Annotated in this window: 11 protein-coding genes; 3 read left to right on the top strand and 8 right to left on the bottom strand. The window is 45.6% G+C overall.

The features are described from left to right. Positions 1 to 9: 9 nt before the first annotated feature. Positions 10 to 609, top strand: coding sequence for a hypothetical protein (locus tag ACE1AQ_RS19780; protein WP_110545733.1), 600 nt, complete (start codon positions 10 to 12; stop codon positions 607 to 609). Positions 610 to 719: 110 nt separating this feature from the next. Here ACE1AQ_RS19780 and ACE1AQ_RS19775 read toward each other — a convergent pair whose 3' ends face one another. From ACE1AQ_RS19775 to ACE1AQ_RS19755, 5 genes are all read right to left on the bottom strand, one after another. After that, a complete protein-coding gene (locus ACE1AQ_RS19775) occupies positions 720 to 1,925 on the bottom strand; it encodes a tetratricopeptide repeat-containing serine protease family protein (RefSeq protein WP_110545735.1) in 1,206 nt (401 codons plus the stop codon). Positions 1,926 to 1,954: 29 nt separating this feature from the next. Next, the gene (locus ACE1AQ_RS19770) at positions 1,955 to 2,884 is read right to left on the bottom strand and encodes a serine protease (protein WP_374809070.1); all 930 of its coding nucleotides are present in this window, start codon (positions 2,882 to 2,884) and stop codon (positions 1,955 to 1,957) included. A gap of 37 nt (positions 2,885 to 2,921) precedes the next feature. Beyond that, positions 2,922 to 3,545, bottom strand: a complete 624-nt coding sequence (locus tag ACE1AQ_RS19765) for a COP23 domain-containing protein (RefSeq protein WP_130756903.1) — start codon at positions 3,543 to 3,545, stop codon at positions 2,922 to 2,924. 160 nt (positions 3,546 to 3,705) lie between these two features. After that, positions 3,706 to 4,794 carry an isocitrate/isopropylmalate family dehydrogenase gene (locus ACE1AQ_RS19760; RefSeq protein WP_288124548.1) on the bottom strand — a complete coding sequence of 363 codons (1,089 nt, stop codon included), beginning with the start codon at positions 4,792 to 4,794 and terminating at the stop codon, positions 3,706 to 3,708. Positions 4,795 to 5,081: 287 nt separating this feature from the next. After that, positions 5,082 to 5,318 carry a NifU family protein gene (locus tag ACE1AQ_RS19755; RefSeq protein WP_002735229.1) on the bottom strand — a complete coding sequence of 79 codons (237 nt, stop codon included), beginning with the start codon at positions 5,316 to 5,318 and terminating at the stop codon, positions 5,082 to 5,084. A 221-nt stretch (positions 5,319 to 5,539) separates the two neighbouring features. Between ACE1AQ_RS19755 and ACE1AQ_RS19750 the strand changes: the two genes are divergently transcribed. Beyond that, positions 5,540 to 5,725, top strand: a complete 186-nt coding sequence (locus tag ACE1AQ_RS19750) for a hypothetical protein (RefSeq protein WP_106909839.1) — start codon at positions 5,540 to 5,542, stop codon at positions 5,723 to 5,725. 300 nt (positions 5,726 to 6,025) lie between these two features. Continuing rightward, a complete protein-coding gene (locus ACE1AQ_RS19745; protein ID WP_110545115.1) occupies positions 6,026 to 7,153 on the top strand; it encodes a class I SAM-dependent RNA methyltransferase in 1,128 nt (375 codons plus the stop codon). 143 nt (positions 7,154 to 7,296) lie between these two features. Here ACE1AQ_RS19745 and mdh read toward each other — a convergent pair whose 3' ends face one another. The 3 genes from mdh to ACE1AQ_RS19730 form a co-directional block, all read right to left on the bottom strand. Continuing rightward, positions 7,297 to 8,274 (bottom strand): malate dehydrogenase, encoded by a 978-nt coding sequence (mdh, locus tag ACE1AQ_RS19740; protein WP_008199899.1) that lies wholly within the window; start codon positions 8,272 to 8,274, stop codon positions 7,297 to 7,299. 26 nt (positions 8,275 to 8,300) lie between these two features. Further along, positions 8,301 to 8,516: an NAD(P)H-quinone oxidoreductase subunit O gene (locus tag ACE1AQ_RS19735; protein ID WP_008199900.1), complete on the bottom strand. Its 216-nt coding sequence runs from the start codon at positions 8,514 to 8,516 to the stop codon at positions 8,301 to 8,303. Positions 8,517 to 8,754: 238 nt separating this feature from the next. Then, a complete protein-coding gene (locus ACE1AQ_RS19730; RefSeq protein ID WP_008199902.1) occupies positions 8,755 to 11,406 on the bottom strand; it encodes a glycoside hydrolase family 10 protein in 2,652 nt (883 codons plus the stop codon). Positions 11,407 to 11,580: the final 174 nt, after the last annotated feature.

Genomic DNA, 11,580 nt, shown 5'->3' with positions numbered 1-11,580 from the left:
ATAAAGACCATGTTGATGAAATGGTTGACTAATTGGCAAGTTTCCCTAGTGGCGGCGGTTTTGCTGACCAATGCCCTAGTCTCTCCCGTTATGGCGCAAACCGGCAACCAATCCGATGCCACTGGCCCAATTCTTTCCACCGGTGATTTTGCCGGTCAAACTTTCCCCAGCACCACGACGGTAACGGGATTTCAGGGGGGAGAACCGGCTCAAATCGCTGTTAATCAAGCGGCTGCTTCTCTGAATACTCTGTTAGCTGATAATAATTTAACCTCCCTCACGGGTACCCCGATTCCCGCAGCCGTTCAGCAATCGCTACTGAGCATCTTAACAGGGGATGCACAGGCGGGTAATAATATCAATGCTGTCATTGCCGCTCTTTACTCAGCCCCCGGCGCACCGCCATTAAATGTTATTCAAGACTTATTGGCCAGCTTAGAGAAACTGACCAGGGATGACAAGGTAGTGCCAGCTAAATTGCTGGCGGCGGTGCTGGCCTATAATGCGATGATTTTAGCCAGTAACGAAGAGTTTCTCCGCAATCCCCCCGCAGAACTACGAGCAATTCAAGCATTCTTAGCTAAATTGGTGCAACCCACTATTAGCTAACCGCGTTTTCCCTACTGACTTGAAAGAGGGTGTGGGGTGTCGGGTGTGGGGTGTAGGGAAGGAAACCTCTTTCATCTGTGGGGGTGAAAATTTTTTCATCGGGACTGACTTCACCATAGTCTTCTCGGATTAGAGGGCTCTGGTGAAGGCTCCACGGTGGGCGCGGTGGTTGGCTGTGAGGGGGTTAGAGAAGGGGTATTTCCTCCCCCTAAGGATTCTTGGAGCTTGTCTCGCAGTTTTTTGGCGGTATCGGACTTAGGATTAATTTTGAGAGCTTGTTCGTAGGCGGCCAGCGCCTCTTGGGAGCGTTTCCAGTAGGTCAAGACCAGACCTTTCCCATACCAAGCTTGATAGAGTTGAGCATCGAGTTGCAAGGCTTTTTCATAGGCGGCATAGGCGAGGGCTAATTGTCCTAACCGCCACATTGTATTGCCTTGATTAAGCCAGTTTAGGGGATTAGTATCGTTATTATTGGGAACTTCAAAAGCCTTGTATAATTCATCACCAATTTCTTGCAAAGATAAGGCATTGGGGGGCGAATTTTCGACATTTATCTGCCCTTGAATGCCAGACTGGGGTGCTAATTTCAAAAAAGTAGTGATGGGAATAGCGAGACTAAAGCCAATTGGCACGGGAACCTTTTCGATTTTTTCGGCTTCATTTTGTCCGTGAACCGCGATGACTCGTCCATTGAGATCCAACACTGGACCGCCACTCATGCCCCCATAGGTGACACTGGTATAAACTATCTCATACCCCAACTCTGGGGGAAATATTTTCAGCAAGGGTGTAATGTCCTTGGGCAGCACTTTCCCCACATTGAACAATCGTTTCCGCTTGCCGATAAATTTCGGGTCGGGCCATCCAGAAGCAAAAATAAATTGTTCGTCAGCTACTTGATAGTTAGCCAAGGTCGCTAACTGATAATTTTGGTCGCTCTGAAACTGCACGAGAGCTAGATCTACTCCTGGTAATTTTTTGATGCTATTGTAATCGAGCGGATATTGCTTGCCATCCCAGGTAATAATTTTAAGTTGATCGTAATAGAACTTGCAGGCATCTCTAGCATCTTTACAGATCACATGACTAGCAGTAAGAACAGTATAAACTCTTCCTTCTTTGGCAATAATCGATCCGGAGCCATTAGAAGTAATTTTCCCATTCGCCCCCTCTTCTTCTGAGGGGATTAAAACGGTAATCTTTTCAGCAATTTTTTCTATCTCCTCAGTTGTTGATGCCTTAGCAATCTGAGGAGAAACCACAAACACCGCTATACTAACTAGGGCGGCGGAAATTTTCAAGAAATTGTTGCTCATTCTGGTTTAAAAATACAGTTGAGTGGAATTTACCAGAGTGGTGTGGGAGCGGGATTCTTTTCTCTTGGGGTTGACGAGGATGGAGAAGGAAAATCTTCCCAGAAAGTGGGTTCTCTATGGGTGGGAAGCGGTGGGGGTGACACTGCGGGCCGTTGCCGACTGGAAGCAGATAGAGAAGATGACCCCGATTGTAAAAAAGTCCCGATAGGAATCGCCCAACTTAATCGACTCATTTGTTCCCACAGTGCTGGTGAAGTCACTGTTCCATCAGCAAAAACGTAGGATTTACCCCAGAGAGGATAAGCATGAATCCCGTTAATACCAATAACTTTACCTTGCCGATTCAGCAGCGGTCCGCCACTCATGCCATTTTTAATCTTATTGGTGTAGCCGATTTGGTAGCCCCCCGAAAAGGATTTATCACTGAAAAGCGACACTTTACCCACGGTGAAGGTAAATCCTTGTTCTGTCGGGCGATCGCCATCGTAGGGAAAGCCAGCGGCGAAAACTTCATCTCCGATAGTGAGATCATCGACATTAGCCAAATCAGCAATAGAATAAACTTGGCCACTGCGAAAAGAAATTAAGCCTAAATCATAATTATTCAAGCGAACTGTTCTGACCAACTCACCCCGATGTATCTTGCCGTCAGGGGTTTGTATTTGCCAACCCCGAGAGCGATACCGCCCTAAAACATGGTCATTCGTGAGGACTTTGTAGGAAGAACCCTGCTTTTCGACTAAAATGCCCGAACCCCAGCCTTGCTCTGATAACACCTTAACAGTAATTGCTCTGGCTAACTGACGCAGCTGTTGTTCTGAAAGTTGCTGAGAGCTATGGGCATTGGCCTGGTTAGGTTCCAGAGCAGGAGCATAGCTTTGGACAGCAAGCAAAGGTGTGGACAGTCCCAATAATAAACTGCCCGCACCAGCCAAAATTCTTTTTATAGGCCGACTCACTTGATTACTATGCTCCTATCTATAGAACTAGAAAAGTTTACCAAACAGAACCGCCCGATGGTTTTTGGGGGGGTTGTTCGGGAGAAGTCTCCGGCAGTGGAGAGGGGGACGAACCGGTGGCAGGATTTGTTTCCACGGGAGCATTTTCTAGGAATTTATTGAAATAGACAATGACAGAATCCGATGAGCTTTCAAACAAAGGACCAGGGCCGCCTCTCTCCCGGAGGTCAAATAGCAGTTGGATTTTCTGGGTTGCGTCTTCCCCTCTCTTGAGGGTAAATAATAGGTTACTGCTATTTGCCCGTTCTCGTCCATGACTAGGGGAATAGATGACCGGCAGACCATTGAGATAGCCAGTGGTAATAATATCAATTCCTCTAGGTCGAGCGTCAAGGGTATTGAATCGTTTAGTTACTTCTAGACACCGTTGCCGGGGAGTGTAACCGGAACCGCTAGAATAACGAGAAACCCAACGAATCACAGCTTTGCGTTCATTAGGGCGGACTTTGACATAGGTTGTGGGAACTCCCACATGGGGGCCTGTCACTGGTAAAAGACACTCGAATCTGGCTTGAGCTTGGCTCGGTGATTGTAAGGTCAAGGCAGGTCCTACACCAATCAGAGCAATAGTCAGAGTTTTTGTCAAAGTTTGTAATTTCATTGTCCTTATTCTAATCCTGCAAAGGGACTCTACTATACACTTCAAAGGTAGCTATTATCTCTCCGCAAAACCAACAAAAGCAAGGCTTTTGCAACAATTCTTATTTTTTGGGATTACCCTTTCTTCAAACTCCTTTAAGAGAGCAATCAGATGAGTTCGTTTACCCCAAAGCAGACCAAACTTCTAACTTACTGACCACGCGACGAATCACCTCATCGGTAAACTCAATCATGGTCATTTGGCCCCCTAAATCGGGGGTTTTTTTGCCCTCGTGAATAGTTTCAAAGACACTTTCATAAATTGCCCTGGAAGCTTTACGCGCTTCGTTAGTTTCGATATAACCTAACAAAGCTGCCGAGGCTAAAATCATCGCCATGGGATTAGCGATATTTTTGCCCTCTAAAGCCGGGGCCGTGCCGTGGGGAGCTTCTGCCATAATAGTTTTAACCGCTAATGTCTCCTCATCAAATCCCAAAACTAAACTTTCGGCCCCGGCAATACTGCCATAGAGTTGCAAGACAAAATCGGATAATAAATCGCCATCGCGATTAAGTGCCGGAATCACCAAAGCTTCGCCGTCGGTTTGTAAAAGTAGGGCAAAAGTTGCATCAATTAACAGGGGTTGATAACGCACTTCCGGATGTCTTTGGGCCGCCGCGTCTAATTCCTCTTTAAACATCCCTTCGTAGGTGGCACTAACGGTGAATTTTGGGCCGCCAAATACCCGCGCCCCGGTTTTTTTGGCCTGTTGAAAGGTAAACTCGGCCACAGCGCGACTGGTAGCCCTAGAAATGCGCGAGGTGCGATAGGCAATTTCATCGCCGGTGGCAGTGGTTTCTCGCCATTCTTTGGCCCCATAGGCATCATCAACGGCCATGCGGACAATGGCAATGGGAGAATAAACGCCCCCAATCGGACGAATGCCGGGGATACGGCGACCGATGCGGAGAATTACCTGAGAATTCATTGCTTCTCTTAAAATAGCGTTAGGACTGCCCACATCTCCTTTAATTTCTGGGGTAATAGTGGCAGCTTTGAGAGCTAATCCGGTTTTTAGAGTCGCTTCGGCGGCCTCGTGAACCACTTGATTGTTACTCTGGCGACGCTGGGCTAAACTAAGATCAAAATCGGCAAAGTTAAGCGGTTGACGAATTATCGAGGGTTGCAATACTCTCAGGGCTTCTAGTAATAGTTCTTCTCCAGTTTGGTCGCCGTGCATGACCACAATAGTGGGGATATTTTCAGTCATAATTTTTGAGTTTTAATAAAAATTTTCAAGTATATCTTAATGCTTAATTGACCGTTTAATCGGCTAAAAAAGATACTTTTTACCTTAATTAATTCTGTAATTTTATCAATCTTGCAGAAAAAGATATATAATACCAAATCTGGTTATTAAAAACTGATTATTTATTCTCCCTTTTGCATAAGTGCCTCTTGCATGAGTGCCTCTTGCCTTAAACCCTAATTAATATTATGCCCGATCGCTAATTAAATTAGCAATCGGGCAGTGGTGAGAATTAATTAACCCAAGATTTAGAAAGCTTGTTCAACTTCGGCAATTTCGGGAATCACTTCCCGGAGACGACGTTCGATGCCCATTTTTAGGGTCATGGTGGAACTGGGACAGGAACCGCAAGCGCCTTGAAGACGCAGTTTGACGACTGGCCCGTCGATTTCGACTAATTCCACGTTACCACCATCCGCCATCAGGTAGGGGCGCATTTCATCTAAAACTTGTTCGACGTTATTGGGAGTCAGTGTTAAAGACATAATCAGCTTCTGGTCAGAGATTTATTACAGTGTAAGTAAGTGGTTTCAATTAAATTGAAGATAGATATTGTCTTTGATCCCCCCTGCCCCCCTTGATAAGGGGGGTGCCGATAGGCGGGGGGATCTACCCTTGATAAGGTGGGTGTATGATAATTTTTAACGACTACCTACTTATTTGACCAGATAAAATTAAAACTATATATAAATTCGGGAGTTAAAAAATGCCTAATAACAACAATCAACCCGATATCAATAAAGCGATCGATGTGTGTATGGAGGAGCATAAAACCCTGAGAACGGAAATTTTACAAACCATACAAAATCGCACTAATGTTATTGTCTTCGGAGGCGCTCTAGTTTTGACTTTACTGGGAATTGGGATCAGTCCCATCGCTAACTTGATTTGATCGCTGACTACCTGCAAGATAAAGAAAGAGAACGAATCAGATAGGGAATTTACAAGGGGATAAAAATTAAAATCTTTGGCTCTCTTATTCCCCGTATGATGAGTTTAACTTAATATACGATCGATCTTTGTGTCCTTTGTGTCTTTGTGGTTCGCTCCACTCCCCCGCCAGCCCAACTGTATCTTAGAATATATTTTACCCACCAAACTCAAGAGAGCCAATCTTTCTGATTTCAAGCTACCAACGACCGGCGCTAGTCACTGAAACCTGAAAACTGATAACTGATAACTGATAACTGAAATGACTCGATCCTATTTTGCTACTACCGCTAGGGGACTAGAAGAAATTGCCGCTAGGGAATTAGAATGCCTAGGGGCCAAAGAAGTGAAACCAGTATTCACCGGAGTCCATTTTCAGGGAGATCTGGCCCTACTCTATCGAGTCAATCTTTGGTCAAGAATTATTTTTCGGGTGTTGGTTCCCATTGCCGAAATTCCCTGTGGGGATGGGAAGGAACTTTATGATGGCATTCAAGCCATTGATTGGCGCGATTATCTCACCAGTGAGGAAACTTTAGCGGTACAATGTACGGGAACGAACGATCGCCTCAATCACACCCATTACACCGCCTTAAGCATCAAAAACGCTATTATCGACCAACAGCGTCAACAGGGGAATCCCCGTTCTTTTGTGGATACAGAAAATCCCGACCTGCAAATTAACGCTCATATCGAGAAAAATCGCTGTGTGCTTAGTTTAGATAGTTCTGGTCACAGTTTGCATCGTCGCGGGTATCATCGGGCCATGGGAGTCGCACCTCTGAAAGAAAGTCTCGCCGCTGCTTTGGTAGAATTATCGGCATGGCAGGATGATATGGCGCTTTTAGACCCTTTCTGTGGTTCGGGAACCATTGTCATCGAAGCGACGTTAAAAGCTTTAAATATTGCCCCCGGTTTATCTCGTTCCCAGTTCGGATTTCAGAAATGGCCAGACTATCAACCGGATTTATGGCAATCTTTGCTTCAGGAAGCTAAAGAAAAACAAAAATCTCAGCTAAATGCGCCAATTTATGCTAGTGATGCCGATTATGAGGTTCTACATCAGGCCGAGGATAACGCCTATTTTTGTCAGGTGCAGGACTATATTAATTTTAGCTTGCAAAGCATCACCGACTTAGAACCGGCGAGCGATCGAGGGATTATTCTCTGTAATCCCCCTTACGGCAAAAGATTGGGTAATACCGAAGAATTAGGGGCCCTATATAAATCCTTCGGTGATGTCTTAAAACAGAGGTTTAAGGGTTGGACAGCCTATATTTTATCGGGAAACAAAGAACTGACTAAACAAATCGGTCTGCGTTCTTCCCGTCGCACTCCCTTGTATAACGGTTCTCTGCCCTGTACCCTCTTAAAATATGAGTTGTATTAAGCTAAGACGCATTTAAGCCGCTTATTCTTAGATTAGCCGAATCTCCCCCGCCCCCCCTGCCCCCCGACATCGGGGGGGTTGCCTCTTGCAAGAGTGCCTCTTGCCTCATCTCAACCAGCAATTTAAATTCGCAGGCAGTTTGACTACATCAAAACCTTGAGACTGTCAAGAGCTAAATGAACATTTTGACGAACTGAGGCAGCAGAAGTGTGTAGATCCAGACGTTCAGCATCGGTCAAACGCACTTCCAGAATACTTTCCACACCCCGACATCCTAAGCGACAGGGAACCCCCAGATAAACATCCTGTAAACCGTATTCACCCTTGAGATAGGCTGCCGCCGGCAGTAAACGGGATTGATTTCTCAATATCGTCTCGACCATGGTACAGGCAGAGGAAGCAGGGGCGTAATAAGCGCCGCCAGTTTGCAGTAATTTGACGATTTCAGCCCCACCGTTGCGAGTTCTCTCCACTAGACGATTAATTGTTATCTCGTCCATTAATTCGGTAATTGGCACACCACTGACGGTACAGTAACGGGGTAGGGGTAACATTAAATCACCGTGACCACCCAAAACCATAGCATGAACGTCGGCGGTACTAACCCCCAATTCCATGGCGATAAAGGTTTGTAAACGGGAAGAATCGAGGACCCCTGCCATTCCCATCACTCTTTGGGGGGGTAAACCGGTTGCTTGCCAGACTAGATAGGTCATCACATCAAGGGGATTAGTGATGACGATAAAAATGGCTTCCGGAGAATACTGGAGGCATTTAGTGGCGGCCTCGACGACAATTTTAGCATTGACATTCATGAGATCATCGCGACTCATGCCCGGTTTTCTGGCTAATCCGGCCGTAATCACGACAATATCCGAGCCTGCCGTGTCTTCGTAGTTATTAGTGCCAATAATCTCGCTGTCGTGCAGTTCTATGCCCTGAGCTTCCATCAAATCTAGGGCAATACCCTGGGGCAAACCATTGACGATATCGAGGAGAACCACATCGGCGAGGTTTTTTTCGGCGATGCGTTGGGCCAGGGTGCGTCCGACGTTACCAGCACCAATAACCGAGACTCGGGGCGATTGACAGGGGATGGGTGTATCGTAGAAGTCAACCATGGTTTATGGATGAGGCAATATCCTCATCAGGCGGGTTCCAGTTGTTCGAGCTTTAGCCACACACTGGGGGTAGGAACGTAGAATTTAACCAAAGCGTAATCATCTTTTACATCCAAGACTTCTGCTGTCGAGTTGAACATATAACTAGGTAAACGGCGATCGCTGGCTAAGGCTTCGAGGCTATTTTCTAGGTTTCCCGTCACCACGCGGACTAAAGCTCCTTTCTTAATTGTAGCTGCCATGTCTTTCTCGTTGAATTTGCTTGGGGGTTTCTTCTATAAATTGTTACATATTCCGGCGGGCCTCTGACAAGAGAGTGTGGGGTGTGGGGTGTGGGGTGTGGGGTGTGGGAATGATGAATTATGAATTATGAATTGGGGAGTGGGGAGAATAAATAAAAGCTGTCTCCTGAATACTGTCTCCTGTCTCGGAGTCTCCTCTCTCCTAACCCCACCGACAAACTTTTTCAGTAAACCCTAATTAAAACTCAACCATTTGACCATAACCTAAGAGAGTTTGTAGGGTGGCGAGGCGATTTTCCCAGACTTGTATTTGATAGACAGATAAATCTTTTTGTCTGGACATCACAGATTTAAATTGATAGCTAAATCGCTTTAAGGCATTTTGAGTTAAAGTAAAATTGCGAGGGCTGGGATTATTAGCCAATTGTTCTAATAGATTAGCCATTTCGTCCACTTCTTGCCCCCAAGTTTTTAAGGTTCGCTCCTCCATTGCCCATAGATTATTCACTATTAAAAATATCCACTCTTGACGCAGGGAATTAAACCTCGCCGCCGCCGTTTTGAAGGGTTGACGGTGGGGTAAAGGTTCGGTTTTTTTCGTAATTATCGATCCCTGAATGCGATTAAGAATTGTTTGCAGGTTGGTACTGAGGTTTTCTGTGGCAAAAAGAGCGAATCCCGAAGTGGGAAGATTACGAATAAATTGTAGTTGATCGATGGTGACTTGATCGGGTACTTTTAACAGACGGATACCGGGTATAATCAGAGCATTTCCCGCAATTTGGCGATCAAATAAAGACTGGGTTTTCTCTTCTAAAGTCCCCGTATCAAGAGCATAAGTCATTAAAAATATCAGATCTATCCATTGATTTTGTCCCCATTCTTCCCAGTTTTGTTGAATCCGATATAATCGTTCTTTTTGTTCTAGGGGAAACACCGCCGCCGACATTTTTAAGTGGGGGCGAATCTGTTTTAAGCGAGTAGAAACCTGCGAGACAAAAGTATCAACCTGACGGATTTTAAAGCTAGTCCATTGTTCCCATAAAGCACCCCCAGTATTTAAAGTAATGGGATCAACTCCCGTCATTTGTTTAAATAACCAACGGCCAGATTTACCATAACCGTAGGTTTGATTATAATCTTGATTCTGGAAGGGATAGCGAATATAATCTAACTGCAAGCCATCCACATCATAATTCCTGACAATTTCCTCGTAAAGAGATAAAAGATAGTTCTGTACTTCGGGATTAGCAGGATCAAAAAAGGCCTTTTTCATGCCTTGACTGTAATCAAAAGAACCACCACTTTTATTAGTTGCCCCCCAATCGGGATTACGGGATAAAACTGGACCAAGATAATCTAAAGGTTGCTCTAATACCTTATTATGAGCTTGATTAGCCGCCGCAAAAACCCACACCCAGGCGTGGATTTCCATATTGCGTTCATGGGCTAATTTAACGGCAACTTTTAGGGGATCCCAACCTCTGGTTAAAGGGTTTTGTTCGGGGGCAACTTGACTGGGATAAATAGTATAACTGGCATTAACTGTCTCGAAAAAGACCACATTAATACCCGCCGCCGCCATGCGATCGAATACTTTAGCTAAATCCTCCTCATTTTTAGCTTCTACGATCGTGCCTCGATCTAACCACATTGCCCGTATTTCTGGTTGGGCAAATTGTCGATTAGTGGGATAATGATCCCAAAGATTTCGCCGCGCTTGTAGCCAAAATTCTCGCGCTTGGGTATAGTCCCCTTGGGCGATTAAATTCTGAAAATTATTTAAGGCTCCTTGGGCATTTTCTAGGGCTAAACGGAATCGTCTGGCTGTATCTGAGGTGGGGGAATTTTTCCCAAGATTATGAAATGCTTGTGCTAGGGATTTATCAGTATTGGATATATTACTATTACTGGCCTCTAAAGCTAAGAGAGTCGCCCCATAACGTCCGATTAATCCCTGCAATTCCGCCGTCATCTGGCTAATTTGTTGGGGAGTTAGACTTGCTCTGGGGGGAATTGCCTCGGTATTCGCACTTAATCTCCCCATTTCATTACCTGAAGTTTCCGCAGTCGGGGGTAGAGGGCGACGGGGAGCGGTCGCAACGCGCTCGCTACGCGAGATCGCCGTTGGTGTATTATTAATATTATTAACTATTGTTGATTGTCCTTGACAATAGGGCGCAATTGTGTTAATAGAAGAACTGCGATTAATGCCGTAGCGTTGCAGGGCGGTTTCTAGCCAAGCGCTATCGAGGGCGAGATTAGCGACGGCATCGCTGCCCCAGCGCCAACCGAGAAAGATCGAGTTATTATTGAGGACAACGGCGGGGGGATTGTTGCGCGCCCCCCAAACGGCGACGGTTTGGCTATTAACTCCCGTGGGGATAACCACACCACCGAGGAGACTGCTGGCTAAAGGTTTTTGGTTTTTCAGTTCACCTAAATTAGTCGGCCGCAGGGTGTAAGCTTGGGAGTGGGGATAGGCCCAGTAGGCCCCAAACAGCGATCGCAGTTGCTCGCGCACGGCGGGTTCCGAAAGATTTCCCGCCGGACCGGTGACGATAATTTTACCACCGCGATTCAGCCAACGGCTCAAGACATCAGCTTGTAAACCGGAAATAGTCTCGACGTTGGGGATGATCAGCACCTTAATTTTATTTAAATCCGTGTCGCTTTGCCACTGATTACTCTGGAGAATGCAGTAATTAACCCCGACATTTTGCAAACGTTCGGTTATATCTGTCCATTGATTGGCATTTTCTTGACTTTTTAACACTGCCACCGGTGTCGCTAAAACTGGGATCGGCAGCAAGACACCCACACAGGACAAAAGACAGGCAATTAGGGGCTTTTTAAACAGATGATCAAGATGGAAGGACGATCCCAGCACGTTTTTTTCTCTTAATTTTTTTTGGTTAACTCCTCCTGATCTTACCCAACTTAGCCAAAAAATAGTATCTTTGGGAACAAAAATTGCGCCTTAGTCGTCGGCAAGGCGGATTTTAGGGTATTAGTTGAATTTCCCCACTTCCCCACTTCCCCATTCATAATTCATAATTCATAA

Origin of the sequence: Microcystis sp. BLCC-F209 (genome assembly GCF_041928595.1) — a bacterium.
In the GTDB taxonomy this organism is placed as follows: domain Bacteria; phylum Cyanobacteriota; class Cyanobacteriia; order Cyanobacteriales; family Microcystaceae; genus Microcystis.
Note: the sequence above shows the minus strand (reverse complement) of the source record. Positions and strands in the feature narration are given on the sequence as shown.

Bases quoted from the DNA above. Each gene is read 5' to 3' on its own strand.
- ACE1AQ_RS19780 (WP_110545733.1), top strand. From the start codon at position 10: ATGTTGATGAAATGGTTGACTAATTGGCAAGTTTCCCTAGTGGCGGCG.
- ACE1AQ_RS19775 (WP_110545735.1), bottom strand. From the start codon at position 1,925: ATGAGCAACAATTTCTTGAAAATTTCCGCCGCCCTAGTTAGTATAGCG.
- ACE1AQ_RS19765 (WP_130756903.1), bottom strand. From the start codon at position 3,545: ATGAAATTACAAACTTTGACAAAAACTCTGACTATTGCTCTGATTGGT.
- ACE1AQ_RS19760 (WP_288124548.1), bottom strand. From the start codon at position 4,794: ATGACTGAAAATATCCCCACTATTGTGGTCATGCACGGCGACCAAACT.
- ACE1AQ_RS19755 (WP_002735229.1), bottom strand. From the start codon at position 5,318: ATGTCTTTAACACTGACTCCCAATAACGTCGAACAAGTTTTAGATGAA.
- ACE1AQ_RS19750 (WP_106909839.1), top strand. From the start codon at position 5,540: ATGCCTAATAACAACAATCAACCCGATATCAATAAAGCGATCGATGTG.
- ACE1AQ_RS19745 (WP_110545115.1), top strand. From the start codon at position 6,026: ATGACTCGATCCTATTTTGCTACTACCGCTAGGGGACTAGAAGAAATT.
- mdh (WP_008199899.1), bottom strand. From the start codon at position 8,274: ATGGTTGACTTCTACGATACACCCATCCCCTGTCAATCGCCCCGAGTC.
- ACE1AQ_RS19735 (WP_008199900.1), bottom strand. From the start codon at position 8,516: ATGGCAGCTACAATTAAGAAAGGAGCTTTAGTCCGCGTGGTGACGGGA.